Origin of the sequence: Bradyrhizobium sp. USDA 241, assembly GCF_049739505.1 — a bacterium.
In the GTDB taxonomy this organism is placed as follows: domain Bacteria; phylum Pseudomonadota; class Alphaproteobacteria; order Rhizobiales; family Xanthobacteraceae; genus Bradyrhizobium; species Bradyrhizobium liaoningense.
This window is the reverse complement of sequence record NZ_JBMGPZ010000005.1, coordinates 1,144,446-1,167,161: the sequence shown is the minus strand read 5'-3', so window position 1 is coordinate 1,167,161 and position 22,716 is coordinate 1,144,446. Positions and strand designations below refer to the sequence as shown.

Annotated in this window: 20 protein-coding genes and 2 pseudogenes; 12 read left to right on the top strand and 10 right to left on the bottom strand. The window is 61.0% G+C overall.

Annotated elements, in window-relative coordinates:
• Positions 1 to 43: 43 nt before the first annotated feature.
• The 4 genes and pseudogenes from ABIF91_RS27360 to ABIF91_RS27345 form a co-directional block, all read right to left on the bottom strand.
• A protein-coding gene (locus ABIF91_RS27360; RefSeq protein WP_424579816.1) for an IS3-like element ISRj2 family transposase occupies positions 44 to 1,173 on the bottom strand; the annotation gives its coding sequence in 2 pieces (ribosomal slippage) (positions 44 to 921 and positions 921 to 1,173; 1,131 coding nt in all).
• 59 nt (positions 1,174 to 1,232) lie between these two features.
• Positions 1,233 to 1,655 carry a hypothetical protein gene (locus ABIF91_RS27355; protein WP_424579490.1) on the bottom strand — a complete coding sequence of 141 codons (423 nt, stop codon included), beginning with the start codon at positions 1,653 to 1,655 and terminating at the stop codon, positions 1,233 to 1,235.
• A 9-nt stretch (positions 1,656 to 1,664) separates the two neighbouring features.
• The gene (locus ABIF91_RS27350; protein WP_028182339.1) at positions 1,665 to 2,867 is read right to left on the bottom strand and encodes a polysaccharide biosynthesis/export family protein; all 1,203 of its coding nucleotides are present in this window, start codon (positions 2,865 to 2,867) and stop codon (positions 1,665 to 1,667) included.
• Positions 2,868 to 3,218: 351 nt separating this feature from the next.
• Positions 3,219 to 4,327, bottom strand: a pseudogene (locus tag ABIF91_RS27345) (IS3-like element ISRj2 family transposase); the annotation flags it as partial.
• Between the two features lie 386 nt (positions 4,328 to 4,713).
• On the opposite strand from ABIF91_RS27345, the gene ABIF91_RS27340 reads away from it, so the two are divergent.
• The 3 genes from ABIF91_RS27340 to ABIF91_RS27330 all read left to right on the top strand — a co-directional run bounded on the left by ABIF91_RS27340 (position 4,714) and on the right by ABIF91_RS27330 (position 6,796).
• The gene (locus ABIF91_RS27340) at positions 4,714 to 5,076 is read left to right on the top strand and encodes a hypothetical protein (protein ID WP_245285584.1); all 363 of its coding nucleotides are present in this window, start codon (positions 4,714 to 4,716) and stop codon (positions 5,074 to 5,076) included.
• Positions 5,077 to 5,151: 75 nt separating this feature from the next.
• Positions 5,152 to 5,427 carry a hypothetical protein gene (locus ABIF91_RS27335; protein WP_028182212.1) on the top strand — a complete coding sequence of 92 codons (276 nt, stop codon included), beginning with the start codon at positions 5,152 to 5,154 and terminating at the stop codon, positions 5,425 to 5,427.
• Positions 5,428 to 5,512: 85 nt separating this feature from the next.
• Positions 5,513 to 6,796, top strand: coding sequence for a hypothetical protein (locus tag ABIF91_RS27330; protein WP_028182213.1), 1,284 nt, complete (start codon positions 5,513 to 5,515; stop codon positions 6,794 to 6,796).
• A 44-nt stretch (positions 6,797 to 6,840) separates the two neighbouring features.
• On the opposite strand, the gene rfbD is transcribed toward ABIF91_RS27330, so the two are convergent.
• Both rfbD and rfbC read right to left on the bottom strand, forming a co-directional pair.
• Complete coding sequence (gene rfbD, locus ABIF91_RS27325) at positions 6,841 to 7,761, bottom strand: dTDP-4-dehydrorhamnose reductase (RefSeq protein WP_028182214.1); 921 nt, start codon at positions 7,759 to 7,761, stop codon at positions 6,841 to 6,843.
• Positions 7,761 to 8,315 carry a dTDP-4-dehydrorhamnose 3,5-epimerase gene (rfbC, locus tag ABIF91_RS27320; RefSeq protein ID WP_028182215.1) on the bottom strand — a complete coding sequence of 185 codons (555 nt, stop codon included), beginning with the start codon at positions 8,313 to 8,315 and terminating at the stop codon, positions 7,761 to 7,763. The genes rfbD and rfbC overlap by 1 nt, the downstream gene beginning before the upstream one ends.
• 493 nt (positions 8,316 to 8,808) lie before the next feature.
• Between rfbC and ABIF91_RS27315 the strand changes: the two genes are divergently transcribed.
• Entirely contained in the window at positions 8,809 to 10,152 is a 1,344-nt protein-coding gene (locus ABIF91_RS27315) for an IS1380-like element ISBdi2 family transposase (protein ID WP_208086440.1), read from the top strand.
• A gap of 1,371 nt (positions 10,153 to 11,523) precedes the next feature.
• Here the strand turns inward: ABIF91_RS27315 and ABIF91_RS27310 are convergent.
• Positions 11,524 to 12,653, bottom strand: a protein-coding gene (locus tag ABIF91_RS27310; protein WP_086023025.1) for an IS3-like element ISRj2 family transposase whose coding sequence is annotated in 2 segments (ribosomal slippage) — positions 11,524 to 12,401 and positions 12,401 to 12,653 — 1,131 coding nt in all. Because the reading frame shifts where the segments join, the coding sequence is not laid out codon by codon here.
• 127 nt (positions 12,654 to 12,780) lie between these two features.
• Between ABIF91_RS27310 and tnpA the strand changes: the two genes are divergently transcribed.
• From tnpA to ABIF91_RS27285, 5 genes and pseudogenes are all read left to right on the top strand, one after another.
• Positions 12,781 to 13,203 carry an IS66-like element accessory protein TnpA gene (tnpA, locus tag ABIF91_RS27305; protein WP_424578819.1) on the top strand — a complete coding sequence of 141 codons (423 nt, stop codon included), beginning with the start codon at positions 12,781 to 12,783 and terminating at the stop codon, positions 13,201 to 13,203.
• Positions 13,200 to 13,556, top strand: coding sequence for an IS66 family insertion sequence element accessory protein TnpB (gene tnpB / locus ABIF91_RS27300; protein WP_018273742.1), 357 nt, complete (start codon positions 13,200 to 13,202; stop codon positions 13,554 to 13,556). The genes tnpA and tnpB overlap by 4 nt, the downstream gene beginning before the upstream one ends.
• Positions 13,557 to 13,606: 50 nt before the next feature.
• A complete protein-coding gene (locus ABIF91_RS27295; RefSeq protein ID WP_424579489.1) occupies positions 13,607 to 14,473 on the top strand; it encodes an IS66 family transposase in 867 nt (288 codons plus the stop codon).
• Between the two features lie 37 nt (positions 14,474 to 14,510).
• On the top strand, positions 14,511 to 15,779 hold the full coding sequence (locus tag ABIF91_RS27290; RefSeq protein WP_038952271.1) for an IS256 family transposase: 1,269 nt from the start codon (positions 14,511 to 14,513) through the stop codon (positions 15,777 to 15,779).
• Positions 15,780 to 15,809: 30 nt separating this feature from the next.
• Positions 15,810 to 16,350: pseudogene (locus tag ABIF91_RS27285) on the top strand (sugar transferase); the annotation flags it as partial.
• Positions 16,351 to 16,413: 63 nt separating this feature from the next.
• On the opposite strand, the gene ABIF91_RS27280 reads toward ABIF91_RS27285, so the two are convergent.
• The gene (locus ABIF91_RS27280) at positions 16,414 to 16,782 is read right to left on the bottom strand and encodes an H-NS family nucleoid-associated regulatory protein (RefSeq protein ID WP_080660150.1); all 369 of its coding nucleotides are present in this window, start codon (positions 16,780 to 16,782) and stop codon (positions 16,414 to 16,416) included.
• A gap of 749 nt (positions 16,783 to 17,531) precedes the next feature.
• Between ABIF91_RS27280 and istA the strand changes: the two genes are divergently transcribed.
• From istA to ABIF91_RS27265, 3 genes are all read left to right on the top strand, one after another.
• Positions 17,532 to 19,067 (top strand): IS21 family transposase, encoded by a 1,536-nt coding sequence (gene istA / locus ABIF91_RS27275; RefSeq protein ID WP_424578659.1) that lies wholly within the window; start codon positions 17,532 to 17,534, stop codon positions 19,065 to 19,067.
• A 14-nt stretch (positions 19,068 to 19,081) separates the two neighbouring features.
• On the top strand, positions 19,082 to 19,834 hold the full coding sequence (gene istB, locus ABIF91_RS27270) for an IS21-like element helper ATPase IstB (RefSeq protein WP_038943657.1): 753 nt from the start codon (positions 19,082 to 19,084) through the stop codon (positions 19,832 to 19,834).
• Between the two features lie 168 nt (positions 19,835 to 20,002).
• On the top strand, positions 20,003 to 20,389 hold the full coding sequence (locus ABIF91_RS27265) for an H-NS family nucleoid-associated regulatory protein (RefSeq protein WP_028182238.1): 387 nt from the start codon (positions 20,003 to 20,005) through the stop codon (positions 20,387 to 20,389).
• Between the two features lie 124 nt (positions 20,390 to 20,513).
• On the opposite strand, the gene ABIF91_RS27260 is transcribed toward ABIF91_RS27265, so the two are convergent.
• Together ABIF91_RS27260 and ABIF91_RS27255 are read right to left on the bottom strand one after the other, a co-directional pair.
• Complete coding sequence (locus ABIF91_RS27260; protein WP_051394054.1) at positions 20,514 to 21,542, bottom strand: nucleotidyltransferase family protein; 1,029 nt, start codon at positions 21,540 to 21,542, stop codon at positions 20,514 to 20,516.
• A 36-nt stretch (positions 21,543 to 21,578) separates the two neighbouring features.
• A complete protein-coding gene (locus ABIF91_RS27255; RefSeq protein ID WP_245285590.1) occupies positions 21,579 to 22,643 on the bottom strand; it encodes a serine/threonine protein kinase in 1,065 nt (354 codons plus the stop codon).
• Between the last annotated feature and the right edge of the window lie 73 nt (positions 22,644 to 22,716).

Sequence of the window (22,716 nt, the reverse complement as noted above, 5' to 3'; positions counted from 1 at the left end):
GGGCGTAGCCCGACCAGAGCGACGACAAAACCGTCGGCGACGGTCATGCGGCCATCACCATAGCTTGCGTGCCGAAGTAAGCCTCGTCGGGCGTGCGCCCGTCAAGGCTCGAGTGAGGGCGTCCCTGATTGTAGAAGGCCAGATACTTGGCAATTGACGCTCGCGCCTCGGACACGCTGTCGTAGGCGCGGAGATATACTTCTTCGTATTTGACCGTGCGCCAGAGCCGCTCGACAAACACGTTGTCGCGCCAGGCGCCCTTGCCGTCCATGCTGATGGCGATCTTCGCGTCCAGCAGCACATCGGTGAACTCGAGGCTGGTGAACTGGCTGCCCTGATCCGTGTTGAAAATCTCGGGCCTGCCGTGCTTCGCCAACGCCTCCTGGACCGCTTCGACGCAGAAGGCCGCCTCCATTGTGATCGAGACGCGATGGGCCAGGACCCGTCGGCTGAACACATCGACGACCGCCGCGAGATAGACGAAGCCACGCCGCATCGGAATGTAGGTGATGTCCATTGCCCACGCATGGTCGGGCCGCTCGATCTTCAATCCGCGCAACAGGTACGGGTAGATCTTGTGACCCGGAGCCGGCTTGCTCGTGTTCGGGCGACGATAGACCGCCTCGATCCCCATGCGCTTCATCAGCGTCGCGATGTGGCGGCGACCGGCGTATACGCCCTCCCGCCGCAGCAACGATCGCAGCATACGCGCTCCCGCGAAGGGATAATCGAGATGCAGCTCATCGAGCCAACGCATCAAGGCAAGGTCCTCGGCCGAAACTGGCCGAGGTTCATAGTAGACCGTGCTGCGAGCCAGCTTCAGGACCTTCGCCTGGCGCACGATAGAAAGATCATGATCGCGGTCGATCATCGCTTTGCGCTCAGCAGGCCCGCCTTGGTGAGCGCGCCGGACAAAAAATCGTTTTCCAACGCCAGCTCGCCGATCTTGGCATGTAACGCCTTCAAATCGACCGGCGTCTCGGCCGATGTCTTGTCATGCCCAAACACGCCGGCGGCGCCTTCCAGGAGCTGGTTTTTCCAGATCGTGATCTGGTTCGGATGAACATCAAACAGTTGCGCCAGCTCCGCCAGTGTCTTGTCGCCTTTGACCGCAGCCAAAGCAACCTTCGCCTTGAATGCCGGAGAATGCGTCCGGCGGCTCTTCTTCGTCATCTTCGCTCCTGATTCGCAGCAAGAATCCTCGCCGCTGTCAGGCAGAAAATCCACTCAAGCTACTGTCCGAATTTGCGGGGCCAGCTCTTTCCGAAGAACTTGCTCTCCTTGGAGTTCGCCGACAGGCGGACGGTGAATGAAAGCTCGCCCTTGGCTCCCTTGAGGCGCGACAAGATAGGAGCATCGGGCTCGGCAGAGATCGTCACGTCGATGCGATGGCGGACGCCCAGCTCTGCGGTAGCGCCGAGAGCTGTCCCGCCCGGCGCCAGCGCGACGGTGAAAGGGACGAGAGCCAGAAGACGCCAGAATGCTCGAAAGCGCATGAAGCCCCTTGCAACGCTGCGGGTGACCGTCGACGGGCGCGTCCTGCTCAGTGACGCCTTGGTCCGAACTTGCCCATCGGCCGAAACAATACCGATTGGTCCGCTAAACGAAAATGACACCGGGACAAAGCCCCGGTGCCATCGTCTTTGGTCGATCAAGTCGGCGTCTTACGGCGCCAGCTTGATGTTGTTGCGGAAGATCAGTGCGTTGTTGGAGAGATTCACGGCATCGTTGCCGGTCGCCATGATCACACGGAGGTAGGTGAGGAACTTGGCAACTTCGACATTGCGCGAGTTCGAGACGTAAATGATGTCCTGGTTCTTCATCATGACCTTGGTGGCGAGGAAGAAGCCGCCCGGATCACGGAAGTTGACATTGAAGATGACGGGAATCGTGTCCGAGGTGTACCTGCTCACGTCGATGCCGAGCTGGGCCGCGACATCGCGCGGCTCGCGGCGATAGAGGTACACGGCAGCTGGATCGGCCTGACCGTCCAGGAGACCGCCGGCCTTGCCGACAGCTTCGCCGAGATTGATGCGCCAGGCATCGAAATTGAACTCGCCGCTCTGGCCGCTGGCGCCGAACGCCAGGAACTTCTGCTGCTCGCGATAGACATAGATGCTGTCATCCGGGCGAACATAGACGTTGTTCTCGGGCGCCATCACGAGATTTTCGAACGGCACGGTGGCCCGCCGTCCGCCACGCTCCAGCATGACCCAGGTTTCGAAGCCCTGGCCCTTGATGCCGCCGGCGCGGGTGATCGCATCGAGAACGCGATCCTTCGCACCCGCCGCGCTCGCCGGATAACGTGCCGGCGAATTGACTTCGCCGAGCACGCTGATGAGCTGGGTGCGCTGCGAGGACATCGCAACGACCGCCTGCGGCTCGATGGCGCGATTGCCGATCTTGTCGATGATCGAGCGCTGGATCTGAACCGCCGTCAGGCCGGCGGCTTTGACCTGCCCGGCATAAGGCACGGTGATGAAACCGTCATTGTCCACCGCCTGGTCCGGAATCGTCACGAAGTTACCCGGACGGACGCCGGCTTCCGCCGGGATGAACAGACCGCCTGCCGCGGCTTCGAAGATGGTGACGCTGACGACGTCGCCGATGCCGAATACGATGCTGGCGGGCGGCCGGCGATCGGTGAACACGCCGGCGAGCCCCTTGGGTTCGTGGGTGTGCAGGATCTTCACGGTCGCCGGATTGAGCGGCACCAGCTCGTAGGCCGGTGCGTTCTCGGTCTGGATCTTGTTGTTAACGTCATCGGTCAGCGGGCCCGAGCCGGGATTGGTCGAACAGGCCCCGAGCGCCAAAACGGCGGCCAGAAACGCAAACTTCAACGCATAGGTCTTGGCAATAGATGACATGAATGGCGCCTGAGAGTCCCCAATTGACGTGAATTGGTACGGCGTAGGGTTGGGTGCGACAAGGGTTCCGGGTGGTTAATCCAGCAATGCGTCGGCCACTGTTGCGTGTGGGCCACTCTTTGGGGCTTAGTTTAACCCTTTGTGACTATTTGTTGTATTTCGTGTGCTCGGTTAGAGAGCAAATAGAGCTGGCCCCGGTTGTTTGGACAGCGCCCCGCTGGATTTAAGTGGATTCCTGCCGGGTTATGCTGAACGCGGGGCTTTACGGTTTTGTCGTTGCGTCGGGAGGGCGTAGCCCGACCAGAGCGACGACAAAACCGTCGGCGACGGCCATGCGGCCATCACCATAGCTTGCGTGCCGAAGTAAGCCTCGTCGGGCGTGCGCCCGTCAAGGCTCGAGTGAGGGCGTCCCTGATTGTAGAAGGCCAGATACTTGGCAATTGACGCTCGCGCCTCGGACACGCTGTCGTAGGCGCGGAGATATACTTCTTCGTATTTGACCGTGCGCCAGAGCCGCTCGACAAACACGTTGTCGCGCCAGGCGCCCTTGCCGTCCATGCTGATGGCGATCTTCGCGTCCAGCAGCACATCGGTGAACTCGAGGCTGGTGAACTGGCTGCCCTGATCCGTGTTGAAAATCTCGGGCCTGCCGTGCTTCGCCAACGCCTCCTGGACCGCTTCGACGCAGAAGGCCGCCTCCATTGTGATCGAGACGCGATGGGCCAGGACCCGTCGGCTGAACACATCGACGACCGCCGCGAGATAGACGAAGCCACGCCGCATCGGAATGTAGGTGATGTCCATTGCCCACGCATGGTCGGGCCGCTCGATCTTCAATCCGCGCAACAGGTACGGGTAGATCTTGTGACCCGGAGCCGGCTTGCTCGTGTTCGGGCGACGATAGACCGCCTCGATCCCCATGCGCTTCATCAGCGTCGCGATGTGGCGGCGACCGGCGTATACGCCCTCCCGCCGCAGCAACGATCGCAGCATACGCGCTCCCGCGAAGGGATAATCGAGATGCAGCTCATCGAGCCGACGCATCAAGGCAAGGTCCTCGGCCGAAACTGGCCGAGGTTCATAGTAGACCGTGCTGCGAGCCAGCTTCAGGACCTTCGCCTGGCGCACGATAGAAAGATCATGATCGCGGTCGATCATCGCTTTGCGCTCAGCAGGCCCGCCTTGGTGAGCGCGCCGGACAAAAAATCGTTTTCCAACGCCAGCTCGCCGATCTTGGCATGTAACGCCTTCAAATCGACCGGCGTCTCGGCCGATGTCTTGTCATGCCCAAACACGCCGGCGGCGCCTTCCAGGAGCTGGTTTTTCCAGATCGTGATCTGGTTCGGATGAACATCAAACAGTTGCGCCAGCTCCGCCAGTGTCTTGTCGCCTTTGACCGCAGCCAAAGCAACCTTCGCCTTGAATGCCGGAGAATGCGTCCGGCGGCTCTTCTTCGTCATCTTCGCTCCTGATTCGCAGCAAGAATCCTCGCCGCTGTCAGGCAGAAAATCCACTCAAGCTACTGTCCGAATTTGCGGGGCCAGCTCTAAATCGCCCTAGTCGAGGACTCGGTGTGTCGAGCTCAAGGCTTCTTGACCTCTCCGGCCCCCTCCTAAGTCTGGGTCGTTAAGGATAGGACCTCCCATTGTCTGGCCTCCTTCTTATCCCGCTATTGACGGGCGCCCTCTCCGGGGCCGCTAATCCTCCATGGAGTTCCTGCGCTGGCAGCGTCCGATTCTCGTGTCCGGGCACACCCGTCGTTGAGGTAGCCACGCCAGCTCCCGTCTCCGTCTGGAAATTCACCCGGACGCAAGGGGCCAAGGACGGCGAAAGCTTCGCGGCCATCATGAAGACCGCCGACACGGCCCAGTCGGACCCGGACTTCGCGGGCCTGATCGTCCGCTGCGCCCCGAAGGGCAAGGTCGACGTGCTGGTGGCCTTGATCCGCCCCTTTCCGCCGCGGAGCCGCCCGAAGGTGACCATTGCCGCGAGCGGCGGCGGCACCTTGACCTTTGATGCCGGCATGGCGGCCGCGGGCGCCGCTGTGCTTTTGCCCGACGAGGTCTCGGCCTTTGCCGCCGGAAAGTGGCCGATGACGCCCTCGCTGTCCGTGATGGTCAGAGAAGGCGACAGCCAGATCAAGGGTGTGGTGGCCCTTAACGGGCTGCGGGAGGCATATCATTCGCTGCTGGCAAATTGCGGCCAATAGGCCAAATTTAGCCATATGATTTAAGGGTCTTTTTAGGCGGCGAACCTAGGGTCCGGAGCACGGAGAGTGTTTCGGATGACCGCCTTTTTAATTTTCAGCTTTCTCACTGGTGCCGTACTGGGCCAACGCTTTCGCGTGTTCGTGCTCCTGCCGGTCACATTCGCCCTGGTGCTCACCATGCTGCCGGTCAGCATGATGACCAGCCTTGGCTTCCTTGACGGCATGAAGACTGCAGCGTTCGCAGCAATCGCCCTTCAGGGCGGCTATCTCTTCGGCTCCGCCGCGCGCTTTGGACTTGCCGCCGCACGCGCCACCCGCGTCTTCGGTCGACCGGTCAAGGCCACGCGCTGATCGCGACGCAGGCCTCTGTTTGAAAACGCACCGCACGCTTGTATGGTGACCTGACTCGTTTCAGGATCCCGTTCGAGCGCGCCGTTTGTCCCTCGCTTATTTTGCCCTCATCGTTTCCATCGTCTCCGCTTCCGCTCTCGAAATCGCCGGCGCCGAATTCGGTGCGCAGCTCGGGACGATGGCTGCAGCGCTAGGCTTGCTGGCGGCCGCCTCGAGCACGCGAAAGACCGACTACGATCATTATGTCCGCGCGACCTCCTGGAGCCGCTGGATCCTGATCGCCATTCCGCTGTGCATCGCGGCTCAACTCGCCCCGCTTCCGCTGAGCTGGGCGCATCCGATCTGGGCCAGCGCCCATGACGTCCTCGGCGGCCTCTCGCTCGGGCCCATCACCGCCGATATCGGCTTGACGGTGAACGCGCTGGTGCTGGCACTTGCGGCGCTCTCGTTGCTCGGCGTCACCATCACAGTGGTCCGCAACCGCAGCCGTGCCGAGCTGGTTCTGTTCGTCCTGAGCGGAGTAACAGCGGTCTCCGCTTCGATCTTGGACCTGCATCGGCTCTCGCCCGCACTTGCGACAGCCGCGCCCCACGACCTTACGACGACCTTGGCCGGCCTCGGCCTCATGCTCAATCTGGCCATCATGCAGCTCGCGGCTGAACGGGCCGAAACGCATCACTCGGTCCTTCGCTCCGTCGTGATCGGCCTTTGCGGTCTTGTCGGAGCCCTGGCCAGCGCCATCGCGATCTTCGGACTGTCCGGAACGAACAGCGCGGTCGCAGCAAGCTTCGGCGTCGTGCTGATCCTGCTGATCCTCGTCATCCGCAGACTGGATCTGTCACCATTGGCCGCGAGCACCTTGTCGGTGACGGCCCTGATCGGCGCCGCCATCGTCCTGAGCTTTCTTTTCGAGAAGAGCTCCGGACCGATCCTCCTGCGGCTCGTCCCGGAGATGGGGACGGAGACGAAAGCCGCCCTCGAACGCATGCTGGCCGATACACGCTGGTTCGGCGCCGGCGCCGGGACCTTCGCTGCGGTGAGCAGAATCTATCAAAGCGATGCCGGAGCCGTTTTGACCGCCCCCTCGGCGGCGACGGCAATCTTTGCGGGAATGGGATGGATCGGCTTCGCTGCCATGATGGCGGTGAGCCTGCTCGCCTTTGTCCGCCTGTTCCTTGGCGCCTTGCAGCGCGGCCGCGACTCGTTCTTTCCCGGGGCAGCCGCCGCCTGTGTTCTCTTTGCGCTCGTCCAGAGCTTCGCAGGTCCCGGATTGCTGCGCCCGGCAGCCATCCTGTGCCTGTCGGTGATCGTGGGCCTCGGGCTGTCGCAAAGCGTTAGTCAGCTCTCACGGAAGGCATGGCTTCAGTGAGCGGCAACCATTATTCGCCTCTTGCGGTTTGCAGGCTGGCGCAGTCACAATGGCTCGTGAAGCGTTCGCTGCCCTTGAACCACATACGCATCCAGCTCGTCGTCAAGTGCGTCTTGCCACACGGCAGTCTTGATACCGTAAACTTCTTTCAGACGTTGCAGATGCAGCTGTGAATTTGCCGGTCTCGCAGCCCTGGTCGGATAATCGCTGGTGGCTATCGGAATGACCTCGGTCGCCTTCAACTTAACTCCGCGAGACTGCGCGCCCGCAATAATCGCCCTGGCAAAATCGAACCAACTTGCCGACCCCGAATTGGTGAGGTGCAGCACTCCTTTGGCGCGCGCGAAGCTACCAGATAGGTCGGAATCAGCCTGCTCCAGTATCTGAGTGAAAGCCGAAGCGATCGTAGCTGCCGTCGTCGGGGCCCCAAATTGATCAGCAACAACGCGCAGCGTATCGCGTTCTTTAGCGATTCGAATCATGGTTCGCATGAAATTGGCACCTTGCGCTGCGTAGACCCACGCCGTTCGTATTATCAAGTGAGGGCCCCCAGCGCTACGCACGGCAATCTCACCAGCAAGCTTGCTGGCACCGTAGACTGAAAGAGGCGCCGTGGGATCGTCTTCCCTCCAGAGATCGCGGCTCTTGCCATCGAAGACATAGTCGGTGGAGAAATGAACCATGGGCACGCCATGTCCCGCAGCCCAAGCGGCCATAACAGAGGGCGCTTCTCCATTGACCAAGAAGGCAAGTGCAGCCTCATTCTCGGCTTTGTCGACTGAAGTATAGGCCGCCGGATTGACAATGAGGTCTGGTTCGAACTCATCCAATTTACCCGTGATGGCCTCGGGTGCCGACAGATCAAATTGCTCACGCGAGGGCACGATGACTTCGTACCTGCCTTGAAGCAAAGGCCGAAGTGCACCGCCAACCTGCCCCGCAGCTCCGGTAAGCAGAATGCGCATCAGATCTGCCCATATATTGGAAGATTCTTCACCTGGGAAAGCAATGGAGCGGCCGCGTCCTTGGCCGACAAAGACGGATTGCTGAAGCCCCATTCGATCCCAATCGCCGGATCGTCCCAGCGTATTCCAATCTCATCCTGAGGACTGTAGACATCGTCACACTTATAGAAGAAATCTGCCGTTTCAGATAGGACGACAAAGCCGTGAGCGAAGCCGCGCGGGACCCATAATTGACGCCGGTTCTCTTCGCTTAATTCAACGGCAACATGCCGCCTAAAATGCGGGCTACCGACGCGGACGTCGACCGCAACATCAAGCACGCGACCGCGCAACGCGCTCACGAGCTTTCCCTGCGAAAGAGGATTCTGTAGGTGGAGGCCCCGCAGCACACCCCGCGTTGACCGGGACATGTTGTCCTGAACAAAAGCTCGCGGGATACCAGCGGCCCCGTATCGCTGAAGTTGGTAAGTTTCTAGAAAGAACCCGCGCGCGTCGCCGAAAAGCTTTGGTTCAATAATCAGGACGTCCGGTATATCCGTGGCGATGACATTCATTTTTGGCGTCTACTCGGCATACTGCAATTTACTCTAGCCCGTCTTATTCGCGAGAGGGCGCCTGAGAGGCTGGCGAGCGTGGTGTAAAGCGCTGATGCGGCGTAGGATTCGGTTGCGAAGCCACCCCATCACCTTCAACCGCGAACGCCACGCCCGCCATGACCGATGATACGATTTCAGACCACTATCGAGAAGCAAGAATTCAACACAAATAAAACCTCTGCCTCGCGCTCGATCTCTTCATGCTTGATAGTCTCGTTTCGGAGGCTGAGCACCTACCGCGTCTAATAGGCCGCTCGCGCCGGTTTCTTTGGACGCGGCACGACCGCGACTCCACGTTTCGGCACAGAAATGATCGGGAGTCACTCAATCTTTCTTCAACTTAACCCGTCTTATTCGTAAGAGTGCGCCTGAGGGGTAAAGCGCTGATGCGGCGTAGGATTCGGTTGCGAAGCCAACCCCATCACCTCCAACCGCGAACGCCACGCCCGCCATGACCGACGATACGATTCCGCCCTTCTCGTTTCCAGCCGTTCACGCCAAGAAAGTCACAGCTGCCTTCGATGGTGGGCGCCTAACCTCGAACGGGGGCGTGATGCTTCTGGCGATGGCCGAGCGGCGTCTCGGTTTGGCCAACAATCTGGCCCGGGTGTTCCCGGATCGGCGCGATCCGACGCGGGTCGTGCACAGCCTGGTCGATATGTTCCGCGCTCGCATGTTCGCGATCTGCTGCGGCTACGAGGACGCCGACGACCTCGATCATCTGAGGTCCGATCCGGCATTCAAACTGGCCTGCGGTCGCCTACCGGACACGGGCCGGGATTTGTGTTCCCAGCCGACGCTGTCGCGGCTGGAGAATGCTCCGCGCCTGCGCGACGTGATCCGGCTGACCTACACTTTGGTCGACGCATGGATGGATAGCTACCCGCGCGAGCCGGCATCCGTCACGCTCGACATCGATGATACCTGCGACGTCGTCCACGGCCATCAGCAGCTCTCGCTGTTCAACGCTCATTATGACGAACGCTGCTTCCTGCCGATCCACGTCTACGACACGGAGAAGAGCCGGCCCGTGGCCGTCGTGCTGCGGCCCGGCAAGACGCCGGGCGGCGTCGAGGTGCGTGCCCATCTGCGCCGCCTGGTACGGCATATCCGGACGCGATGGCACAACACGCAAATTACGTTCCGTGGCGACGGGCACTATGCCCGGCCGGAGGCAATGGCGTGGTGCGAGACCAACGGCATCGACTACATCTTCGGTCTGTCCGGCACCAAGCCTCTCGCCAGAAAAGTCGACGAGGTCGCCGACGACATCCGCACGCGACGCGCCATCGAGAACCTGCCGGTTCTGCGTGGCTATACCGAGACGCGCCACAAGGCAAAGTCCTGGGATCGCGAACGGCGCACTGTCGCCCGTATTGAGGCGACGATGCTCGGCCTCGACATCCGCTTCGTCGTCACCAGCCTCGATGTCGGCTCGGCCGAGTGGATCTACGACAGCCTGTATTGCGCGCGCGGCCAAGCCGAGAATCTGATCAAGCTGCATAAGACGCAGCTCGCCTCCGATCGCACCAGCTGCCGTTCGGCGCTCGCCAACCAGGTCCGTCTCGTGCTCCATACGGCCGCTTATTGGCTGATGCTGACCGTGCGCGACGCCATTCCCAAAGCCCGGGAATTGGCCGCTGCCGAGTTCGCGACGCTGCGTCTTCGGCTCTTGAAAATCGCCGCCCGTGTCGTCGAGACCACGAGCCGCATTCGCCTTGCGTTTGCCGCGGCATGTCCCGAAGCCGACCTGATCTGCGGCTTGCCCGGCGCGCTGCTGCCGCTCGGTCCTTGACCGGCGGGGCGTCCGCCCCCGTTCGCCCAACCCATCCCTCAAGCGCGTTGCAAAGTACCGGTCGTCAGGCGGCGAAAAGCCGAAGGCAATCCTGTGCGCCTCGTCAGACAAGATGTGCGGCCGCATCAATCGGGCCCAAAAGCCGCACTCTCACGAATAGGACGGGCTAAGCTTGGTCGCCTCAAGCAATTCCTTTCAGTCCGGCCGCGCAAGTCAGGGCGCTTCGCATGTGCTGGCTCTTCCCAAACCGGATCCGCTCCGGTCCTTTCCGTGCCTCCCAGACGCTCGGACGGCTACGCTCGTGCCCGGACGGTAGGCGTCCGCCGGACATACGGGTTGACCAACCCACTTCAGCTTTCCGATGATTGACCTATGCGTGACTTCGTCCAGCCCAAGACCAGCGGAGCCACGGGACACTCGGTGTACTCGCCGGGTCTGTACGCCAAGACGGACAGGATGGACAGGACGGACAGGACGGACAGGACGGACAGGACGGACAGGACGGACAGGACGGACAGGACGGACAGGACGGACAGGACGGACAGGACGGACAGACAAACAGTTCGCCTCCCTATCGTCCGGCTCGACGTTGCCGTCCTCGCAGCGAGCGACGATGGACGCAGCAAAAAAGCATCGGCGTGCTGTGAATCGACGTGAGGTCAGGTTGTTACAGGTGTTGGCGGTAACGCTCTGAAGGCAACTGAAAAACGCCGGTCGAGATGCGGTCACCATCGGCGCCGATCGGGACCCCGTCACGACGCAGATTCCTTTATTCGCCACAGGGAATTGCCGGCGTTAGTTCAAGGGGCTCAGTTCGGCGCCGCTTCACAGTTTTAGGCTCTCACGTTGGTGCCACCGTGGCACGTTCGGTGCGCGAATTTGCGCTGATAACTCCATCGCCCCCCGGGGGCTCAGGCGCATAGGAACGTTTTGATCCCAAGAGCGTCCTACAGGCGCATCGATCCTTAGTTTCTCGTGGATCGGCCGATGGAAACAGCACTCGCCTACGCCATTTCGGCACTCATTGTGGGCTTTGGTGTCTGGATCTTTGTTGCTGGCCTAAGCTCCAGCTCGCCCGCCCTATGGACCATCGTGGGGCTGGTCCCCGTTGCGATCGGACTGATAAGCGCTTTCGGTCCTTCTTGATTGGCTCGCTTACACTGGGTGGAACGATAGCGATACGACGACCCCACCTCGTTTAGGTGGACGGGATGAGCGAGACTCGAGAGCTGGCCCCGGTTGTTTGGACAGCGCCCCGCTGGATTTAAGTGGATTCCTGCCGGGTTATGCTGAACGCGGGGCTTTACGGTTTTGTCGTTGCGTCGGGAGGGCGTAGCCCGACCAGAGCGACGACAAAACCGTCGGCGACGGTCATGCGGCCATCACCATAGCTTGCGTGCCGAAGTAAGCCTCGTCGGGCGTGCGCCCGTCAAGGCTCGAGTGAGGGCGTCCCTGATTGTAGAAGGCCAGATACTTGGCAATTGACGCTCGCGCCTCGGACACGCTGTCGTAGGCGCGGAGATATACTTCTTCGTATTTGACCGTGCGCCAGAGCCGCTCGACAAACACGTTGTCGCGCCAGGCGCCCTTGCCGTCCATGCTGATGGCGATCTTCGCGTCCAGCAGCACATCGGTGAACTCGAGGCTGGTGAACTGGCTGCCCTGATCCGTGTTGAAAATCTCGGGCCTGCCGTGCTTCGCCAACGCCTCCTGGACCGCTTCGACGCAGAAGGCCGCCTCCATTGTGATCGAGACGCGATGGGCCAGGACCCGTCGGCTGAACACATCGACGACCGCCGCGAGATAGACGAAGCCACGCCGCATCGGAATGTAGGTGATGTCCATTGCCCACGCATGGTCGGGCCGCTCGATCTTCAATCCGCGCAACAGGTACGGGTAGATCTTGTGACCCGGAGCCGGCTTGCTCGTGTTCGGGCGACGATAGACCGCCTCGATCCCCATGCGCTTCATCAGCGTCGCGATGTGGCGGCGACCGGCGTATACGCCCTCCCGCCGCAGCAACGATCGCAGCATACGCGCTCCCGCGAAGGGATAATCGAGATGCAGCTCATCGAGCCGACGCATCAAGGCAAGGTCCTCGGCCGAAACTGGCCGAGGTTCATAGTAGACCGTGCTGCGAGCCAGCTTCAGGACCTTCGCCTGGCGCACGATAGAAAGATCATGACCGCGGTCGATCATCGCTTTGCGCTCAGCAGGCCCGCCTTGGTGAGCGCGCCGGACAAAAAATCGTTTTCCAACGCCAGCTCGCCGATCTTGGCATGTAACGCCTTCAAATCGACCGGCGTCTCGGCCGATGTCTTGTCATGCCCAAACACGCCGGCGGCGCCTTCCAGGAGCTGGTTTTTCCAGATCGTGATCTGGTTCGGATGAACATCAAACAGTTGCGCCAGCTCCGCCAGTGTCTTGTCGCCTTTGACCGCAGCCAAAGCAACCTTCGCCTTGAATGCCGGAGAATGCGTCCGGCGGCTCTTCTTCGTCATCTTCGCTCCTGATTCGCAGCAAGAATCCTCGCCGCTGTCAGGCAGAAAATCCACTCAAGCTACTGTCCGAATTTGCGGGGCCAGCTCTCTCGCGCGTGGATTTGACAACGCGAGGGACGCTCGTTCCATGCATCAAGACAGACATCAAGACGGGCATGATGCCGCCTCCTATCAGCGGATCGAGGTGATCACAGGGGAGAGGCGACGGCGCAGTTGGAGCGATGCGGAGAAGGCGCGGATCGTGGCCGAGAGTGCCGATCCGGAGACGAGCATTTCCGAGGTGGCTCGACGCAACGGGGTGAACCGGGGACTGCTCAGTGTGTGGCGGCGCCAGGCGCGGCTCGCGTCGAGCGAAGCGCCGCAGTTCGTGCAAGTCAGGCTCCAGGCCGCCGTCGAGGCGCAGCCGAACGCGATCGATAAGGCGCATGTTCTGACGGATCCGGCCGAGCGGATCGAGGTGATGATCGCGGGCGCGACGGTGCGCGTGCCCGTCGGCGTCGACGCCGCGACGCTGGAGCGCGTGCTGGCGGCGGTGAGATCGACGCGATGATCTCTTTCGGTCCAATGGTCCGTGTGTTCGTCGCGACGCAGCCGATTGACTTTCGTAAAGGCGTTCATGGCCTTGTCGCGCTGGTAGCGGAGGGATTAGGCGGCAAGCCCTACAGCGGTGACGTTTATGTCTTCCGATCGAAGCGATCGGATCGTTTGAAGCTACTGGTTTTTGACGGCTCGGGAATGGTTCTAGCGACGAAGTGGCTGGAGAATGGGGGCTTTGCCTGGCCACCTGTTCGCGAGGGTACGATGCCGGTGACGGGGGCGCAACTGGCGATGCTGATTGAAGGTCTTGCGGAGTGGTCGCGTGTGGTCCCGAAGGTGACGAAGCGGCCGACGAAGGTTGCCTGAAGCGTCTTGTTTTGCTGGCGATTGCGAGTGCGTTCGTGTAGCTCTGCGATATGGCGCTTCGCCCCGAAGATCTCCCCTCTGACCCTGCGGCTCTTGCCGAGATGGTGCTGGCTTTCGAAGGCGAGAACGATGATCTGCGCGCAGAGATCGCCACGTTGAAGAGCCTGATCTTCGGCGCACGATCGGAGCGCGCGGCGATCGTCTGCGCCGAACAGATCGCGTTTGATCTGGAACGGACCGCCGGCTCACAGCTCCCGGCCAATGACGACAAACCGGACGCGCCGCGGCCGGAGCGGCGCAAAGCGAAGCGCAACATCGGCGCGCTGCCGGCGCATCTGCCTCGGGTCGAGCGGGTGATCGAGCCGGCGTCCACGCTGTGCCCGTGCTGCACGGGTCAGATGCATCGGATCGGCGAGGAGAGCAGCGAAGCGCTCGATCGGGTTCCCGCGTGGCTGCGCGTGCTCCGCACGATCCGTCCAAAATACGCCTGCCGCTCCTGTGAGGGCCCGATTGTCCAGGCCCCGGCACCGGCGCGGCTCGTCGAGGGCGGCATGGCAACGACGGCGCTGATCGCGCATATCGCCGCGGCCAAATATGCCTGGCAATCGACGCTCTATCGCCAGACGCAGATCCTGGCGGGTCAGGGTGTCGTCGTCGACCGTCAGACGCTGGCGCGCTGGATGGGGAGCGCGGCGTGGCTGGTCAGGGGCCTCTACGATCTGCAACTGAAGACTATGCACGGCTTCGAGCGGCTGTTCTGCGACGAGACGCCGATGCCAGTGCTCGATCCGGGACGCGGCCGCACGAGGATCTGCCAGTTCTGGGCGCACGCGACGGACGATCGGGCGTGGAAGGGGGAGCTATGGCGGAATCTGGGTGATGACGGTGTGAGGAAGGCGGCGTATCGAGGCGGGTGACGAGCCTGCCAGAACCTCTCGAGGAGAGCGATACGCCATGACCGAGACTACCAATGTTCTTGCTTTCCGTCAGCCGTCCGCGGTTGATGATCCACTGACCGATATCGTTCGTGCCGGCGCGCGGGACCTGCTTGCCAGGGCGATCGAGATCGAGGTTGGCGCGTTTCTGGCCAGCACGGCCAATCTGACGCTGCCCGACGGTCGAGCGCGCCTGGTCCGACATGGGCACGGTCCGGTGCGCGAGATTGCGACCGGCATCGGTCCGGTGGAGGTCGCTCGTCCCAAGGTCCGCGACCGCGGAGCGAGCGGGCCAGGCGACCGCCTCCGCTTCAGTTCGGCAATCCTGCCGCTATGGGCGCGGCGGACGAAGAGCCTGGATGCCTTGATCCCGGTCCTCTATTTGCGCGGCATCTCGACCGGCGACTTCCAGGAGGCGCTCTCGGCGCTGCTCGGCAAGGATGCGCCGAACCTGTCGCCTTCGGTGATCGCCGGCCTGAAGGCCGATTGGCAGGTCGAGTACGAACGCTGGCAGAGACGCGATCTGTCGGCGCGTCGCTATGTCTACATCTGGGCCGATGGCGTGTACCTGCAGGCCCGCATGGAAGATCACAGCGAATGCATGCTGGTGCTGATTGGCACCACGCCGGAAGGCAAGAAGGAGCTGATCGGCTTCCAGGTCGGCGTGCGCGAGAGCGCGCAGAGCTGGCGCGAACTCCTGATCGACCTGCGGCAACGCGGGTTACGGATTGCCCCGCAACTCGCCATCGGCGACGGCGCCCTCGGCTTCTGGAAGGCACTGGACGAGGCCTTTCCCGGCACGCGGCACCAACGATGCTGGTGCCATAAAGTGAGCAACGTACTCGACAAGGTCGCCAAATCCGTGCAGGGCCCCATGAAGAACGACCTGCGGAACATCTATCTGGCCCCACACCGGGCCGAAGCTGAAACCGCGATCGACGTCTTCGTCGAGAAATACCACGTCAAATACGGACGTGCGGTGGAGTGCCTGATCAAGGATCGCCATGCGCTGCTCGCCTTCTTCGACTTCCCTGCTGAGCACTGGATCCACCTACGCAGCTCGAACCCGATCGAGAGCGTCTTCGCCACGGTGCGCCACCGAACGGTGCGGACCAAGGGATCGCTGTCGCAACAAACTGCGAAGCTGATGGTGTTCAAGCTCATCGACGCCGCATCGAAGACCTGGCGGCGATTGAAGAGCACGAACCAGTTGCCGAAAGTCATCGCCGGTGTAAAGTTCATCGACGGAATCGAAGTCATTCCGAACACTGAAAGCCACGCCGCCTGATCAGGCCGCGTCACCCAAAATCAGCCATAGCTCGTGACGCTCGCCCCGCTACTTGCGCTCGCCGCGGTGGCGATCAAGCTCGATTCCCCCGGCCCTATATTCCTTCGGCAGCAACGCTGTGGCTTCAACGGCCGAATCTTCTTGATCCGGAAATTCCGGACGATGCATGTGCTCCGAGGACGGGCCCGTAATCCTCCAGGCTAACCGCGCCGATCGACGCGTTACCCGCGTCGGCAAATGGCTGCGCCGAATGAGCTTCGATGAACTGCCGCAACTGCTAAACGTTCTCGATGGCAGCATGTCGCTCGTGGGCCCGCGCCCTCATGCCGTGGCTCACGACAGTGAATTTGACAAGCTCGTGCGAAACTACGCGCTTCGGCACCGGGTCAGGCCAGGATTGACTGGCTGGGCTCAAGTCCATGGCTGCCGGGGCCCCACCCCAACAGCAGTCATGGTCGAAACACGTGTCCAATATGATCTCTGGTACATCGACAACTGGAGTCTTGGGCTGGATCTCGCAATCCTGCTGCGAACCCCGGTAGAGGTTTTGCGAGGGCGCAACGCTTACTAGAGCACAGATTATGCGAGTAGCGCCTCTTATTGGCCCTTACACTCCTGCCAGTCACCGATTTAGTCACGCCCGCTGACGAAGCTTCGGACTTGCTTCGCCAATGCGAAACTCCTCAATTCTCCGGCCAGACTTCATTGCAGCAACCAACCAGCGCGGCCGCTTACCACGTCCCGACCAAGTCTCGGACGTCTGCGGATTCCGATATTTCGGCAGCACACGAGGATATTTACGTCTCTGCTTGCCGGTCGAAGACGCGCCTGCCGGGCTCGCATCCGCGAAAACAGCCCTTCCGCCCCCGAGTGCTGCCAGGCGTTTTTCCAGCTCGTTCTTTTCCGCCTTAATTCGATCAGACAGGATCCCGCTGATTTGCTCATGAAGCGACCAGAGATCGTCAAGGGACATCGCTTCTAACTCAAGTTTCTTAGCCGACATGGTTTCACCGTGTAGCTGCGCCCGTTCTAATATCGACTCTGTCTAGATATTAAGCAAGACAGAGAGACCCGATTATCTCAAAGAATGTGCGGAACCGAACTGGAACTCGTGCTCCAGATAACTTGATCCAGGTTAATAATCAAGCCGCGAAAATGAGCGATCCGCACAATTTAACCGCGGACGGGACGCTTAATCGCCGCGCGGGAGCTGCTCAAGCCTCATCAAAGATGACGGATTGCCGATCCCCTCAGAGACCCGCTACGCCGCAGCGCTCGATGCCGACGCGCCGGGCTGCTCTTGCCTAGCCTCGGCAGTCCTACCGCCTTGCGGCCACCCGACAGACGCAAACGGGAGCTAATGACCTCAATATCCTTCAGCGCGCGCCGTCTGAGCTCGATTTGGAAGCTCAGGGCACCGATGTCCGACAACACAGCCGACGGAGATGCAAACCGGCCCATAATTATTAAATAATATATAATAAATTTATTGCCAGGTCAATTTGAGCAGTGATTCGGGCCAAACATCATTCTCATTCGGACGAGGATGGCTGGATTGCGGATTCCGATTTATTCCGGCCGGGTATTCCGACTTGAAGCCGGCCATCGTTCCGATTTGAAGCCGGCCACGATTCCGAAATGAAACCGGCCGGCATTCCGATTTGAAGTCGGCCGGGTTTTTGGAAGTCGGCGTTTTCGTTTGGATCAGTCCCTCAGGCATCAAGTCCCGCGTTGATCAACGTGGGGAAGCGGATGCCGGCCAAGAGAGAACTGACCATGCGACAGATACGACAGATGCTGCGGCTTGCCCGTGATGGGGTGAGCGCCCGGGAGATTGGGCGCACGCTCGGCGTGGCGCGCAGCACCATCCAGGACAACCTCAAGCGTGCCTCGACTGCCGGGCTGGCGTGGCCTTTGGCGGGCGATCTGACCGACGCCGTTCTTGAACAACGTCTGTTTGCCCATGCCGGCGTCAGGCGCGGCTTTCGCCGGCGCCGGGAGCCGGATTGGGCCTCGCTGGCCTGTGAGCTGAAGCGGCCTGGCGTCAATCTGATGGTGCTGTGGGAGGAGTACCGGGCGGTCCACCCGGAAGGTTATGGCTACAGCCGGTTCTGCGATTTATTCCGAGAATTCGACCGGCGGCTGTCTCCGACGATGCGGCAGGACCATCCGGCCGGCGACAAGGTCTTTGTCGATTACTCCGGCAAGAAGATCATGATCGTTGATCGCGAAACCGGGGTTGTACGCGATGCGGAGATCTTCGTCGCCGTGCTTGGCGCCTCGAATTACACCTACGCCGAGGCGACCTGGACGCAGACACTTCCGGACTGGATCGAGGCCCATGTCCGGATGTTCCGGTTCTTTGGCGGGGTGCCGCGCCTCGTCGTCCCTGACAATCTGAAGTCCGGCGTGCACCGGGCTTCGTTCTACGACCCTGAAATCAATCGCAGCTACGGGATGATGGCGTCCCATTACGGCGTTGGCGTCCTTCCGGCACGGCCAAGAAAGCCGCGGGATAAGGCAAAAGTGGAGGCCGGGGTTCGGTTTGCCCAGACCTATATCCTCGGGCGGCTTCGTCGCCAGACCTTCTTCTCGTTGGCCGAGGCGAACGCAGCCATTGCCGCTGCGCTGGAGCGGATCAACGCGCACATCATGCGCCGGCTCGGTGTCAGTCGCCGTCAATTGTTCGAGACGGTCGAGATGTCGGTCCTGGCGTCGTTGCCGGACGCCGATTATCAGTTTGCGGAATGGCGCGTGGCCCGCGTCTCGCTCGATTATCATGTCGAGATCGACGGCTTCTTCTACTCAGTTCCACACGGCCTGATCCGGGAGCAGGTCGACGTCCGCGCCACCACCCGGACCATCGAGCTGTTCCATCGGGGTTCGCGTGTTGCGGCTCACCAGCGCCGCTACGGCGGCCGCCGGCACGGCACCGATCCCGACCACATGCCCAGCGCGCATCGGCGTTACGCCGAGTGGACTCCCGAGCGGTTCCGTCGCTGGGGACGATCGATCGGGCTAAACACTGAGGGTCTCGTCCTCGCCATTCTGGCCAATCGGCCTCATCCCGAACAAGGATTCCGGACCTGTCTGGGTGTGCTTCGGCTGTTCAAGGATCTCGATCCGGAACGCGCCGAGTTGATCGCGGCCCGCGCGGTTGCGGTCCGCGCGCTGACCTACAAGAGCATCGCCTCGATCATCGCCAACAAGCTCGACCGCAGCGCTCGCCCCACCGATGACGTCGTCGTCGACCATCCCAATCTGCGCGGCCCCGGCTACTTCCATTGAAAGGAAAATCCAGCATGCTGACCCATCCCACGCTCGACCTGCTGCAAAATCTCGGTCTCCACGGCATGGCCAAAGGCTTCAAGGAGCTTGATGCCCAGCCCGAAGCACGCAGCCTCGAACATGCCGAATGGCTGGCCCTGCTCCTGGAACAGGAGAAAACGCAGCGACAGCAAAAGCGGTTTGAGAGCAGAGCTCGCGCCGCCAAGCTACGTCATGCCGCTTGCGTCGAGGATGTCGACTACCGTGCCATCCGCGGGCTCGACCGCACGCTCTTTCTAAAACTCGCCGCCGGCGACTGGATCCGAGCGAGGCATAATCTCCTCGTCACTGGGCCATGCGGCGTCGGCAAGAGTTGGCTTGCTTGCGCCCTCGGCCACAAGGCCTGCCGGGACGACTTCGCCGTTGCCTACCATCGCGTCCCGCGTCTGTTCGCCGCTCTCGCACTGGGACGCGCCGACGGACGCTATACCAGGATGCTGCGGGCGATCGCACGACTTGATCTGCTGATCCTGGACGACTGGGGACCAGAACCTCTCGACGCCGACCAGCGCCGTGATTTGCTCGAAATCGTCGAGGATCGATACGAAGCCCGTTCGATCATCGTCACCAGCCAGCTGCCCGTCGATCGCTGGTACGAAATCATCGGAAACCCCACCATCGCCGACGCGATCCTCGATCGCCTCGTCCACAATGCCTACCGCATCGAACTCAAAGGAGAGAGCCTCAGGAAGCAGAAGCAACCCGCTCAAGATCAACCGGTCTCTTGACCTTCCCAGCCCTCGACGACATCATGAAATTGACCCATGCGAACGACGCCACGGGTGGCCGGCTTCAGATCGGAATACCCGGCCGGCTTCGAATTGGAATGCATGGCCGGCTTCGTTGGAATCCACAGCTGGATCGACGGGTCAGTCGAACGGTGTCGAGAAATGCTAATGCGAAGGCAAGATCTCGAAGCCATGGACTTTGAGGAACTTTGGCTCCTTCACGAGGAGCTGACAAAGATTCTCGCCGAAAAGATCACCGCCGAAAAGCGGGAGCTAGAAAAGCGTCTTGCGCAGCTCAACCAGCCGGATCAACTCGGTGGAGGTGAAAGCGGGGCGGCTGAGGCGGGAACAGACCAGCCGCCCCGTCGCAAATACCCGAAGGTGGTGCCGAAGTACTTCAATCCGCTCCAGCCAACAGAGACTTGGTCGGGACGTGGTAAGCAGCCCCGCTGGCTAGTTGCCGCCCTGCAATCAGGCCACACACTGGAAGAGTTCAAGATCCCCGAGAACGGTGAATCGTCCGAACGGAATGCTGGTGGTCGAGAGCATTCCTAGTTCTGCGGGAATATCGCCGTGCGGTTCCCAGCAGCGAAGTTCGCCTCGAGCAGGCGACGGATCGAAAACCCGCTTGGTCGACCGACCCGCCGCCTCAATCGCGAAAGCGCTGACGTCGCACGCCTTAGACCTTGCCCACACGAACTGCGGTCGTCGCATTCAAAAGAAATTGTAAGGTGCTAGCTCTTGGCACAGACCACAATCCCCGTCGGTTCGCGCCAGTTTTTGTCGAAACGATCTTCGCTTCTCTGCGGTAATTTCTGAGGTCCAGAAGGTTCATCGACAGGAGAGGCACGCGTGTGGCCGGAAAGCGTGCTTGCATCAACTGCCGCACGAATTGCAGGCGGGAAATCTGCCGGCAACGCAACGCAATCGGAATATCGACGCCGAGTAGCTCGGCAAGAGCGATCAGTTGGGTTTCGACCGCGTTCTTCATGAATTCGCCCGAGACAAGAGAGGTAAGCTCCCCCCAATCGACGGGTTCGGCGGAATCGCTTAGATCGCGCAATTCAACCAGGTGCCGCAGGTCGAGGTCGCCGAGCCAATAACCATAGTCTTGAAACTGATCATGGATGATCAACATCAGCGCTTGGAAGGTTGGCGTGGGGATATATACGCGTGCCCGTCCCAAGGGCGCAGGAACACAATGGTTCAGCGCATCCCCCAAGTTCTGGTAGAGGTAAGCAGGACCTGGAGCCGCCTGCTGCAGGTCGATGGACCCGATATCCTGCGAGCGATTCAAATCGACATGCCATCGCTGGCTTTCGGGAGGGGTCTGGTCATGAATATCGTAACCAATTCCACATAGCGCGGCGACTGCCGTGCTGGCCTCGTCTGGCATGACCATGATATCCAGATCGGACATTATCCGAACGCCTCTTCGCGCCTCGGGCGCAGTCGCCAGTGTCGAAGCCCCCTTCAGTAGGATCGGCGTAATGCCGTGACCGTTCAGCGCAACGACGGCCTCTTCGAGTTGAGCGGCGAGGCGGTCATTGCGCAGCCCGTTTCGGCGGTGGATATGGCGAATATAGGCGCAGACGTCCTCCGGCAGCATCGGCGCAAATTTCTCGACAAAGTCGATGAGCGCCGGCGTCGTCAGAGTCCGATTTGCGAGCCCGATTACGGACGTCCACTCGACGTCGACGGGCGGCATGCTCGCAAGCAATTGCAGAGGCTCGTGAGCGCGCTGCTATGCCTCACCATCGCACAATTCCATAAGCAGGCGCCGAGCTTCCACAGACTCGCAGTAGGTGAGTTGAAATGATCGCGCGCCCGCGACAATCCGCTTCAAGGCGAAAAAGCCGACCTGCGATAGCCGTCCGTCAGCAGCAAATGCGTTCTCGATGAGCCGCTTCATCGCATCCAACTGGTCTATCGCGGTCAGTTCGTCCGGACCGCTCGCGACCCGGTTCAAGAAGACAATCCAGCTCGCGGAAACGCATTGGTTCTGCGCATTCGGAATGGGGATGTACCGCACCTGAACGCCGTCGGAGCGGCAATGCGTCGCGTCATACCTGTCACCATGCAGCCGGGAGAGCAAGTCCCACGATCCCTCCTTGACTGTGAGCGCAAAGGGAATTCCGCAGATGGTTCCGTCAGCTCCAACCAGCGCAACATCATCGCCGGCGTAGCTAAAGCCGGCCTCCACCAGCTGCAGTGTGAGGGTCGACTTTCCAGCTCCCGGCTGACCGCACAGCAGCAGGCCCGCACCGTTTCTCACGAGAGAAGCTGCATGAAGGGAGAAGACCCAGCGATCGCTTCGAATAAGCCGCTCGCTGATGTGCGCTTTGATCGTGGGCGCCAGTGCTTCGACTTCACACCTGGAGATTCTGGAATCCTCTCCGCGAAAAAACACTTGCTCGTCCAGCATCGTTGCCTCGATCACAAGGTCGTTGTCGCACGCGCCCTGGTCCGCGACGCAGAATACCGAAAGCAGCCGTCTCAAGAGGTCTCGATTTGCAGTCCGGACGCCTATTTTGTGCCGACCCAGGGTCACTGAAAAGGAACAGTCAAGCGGCACTTGCCAGTCGGCTTCGAGTAACGCTTGATCGGCCCAGACATTTACAACCTGGCGCGTGAACTGGCGTGACGCATCCTCGTCAATACCTAGCGCCCCAAGCCCCTGATAGACATCTTCCAGAAAGGCGCCTTGCGCCAGCTTGCACCAGATGAATGCCGCTACCTGGTCCAACTCGAAGATCTTCTGTCCTACTTCGCTGAAGAGCATTGATCGACCATCCAGCAGCACGAACACTGCATCTGGAGCCGGTCTCAACACCATCTCTGGCGACGATCTTTCCAGCACGGCTCCAGCCAATGTACGAAGG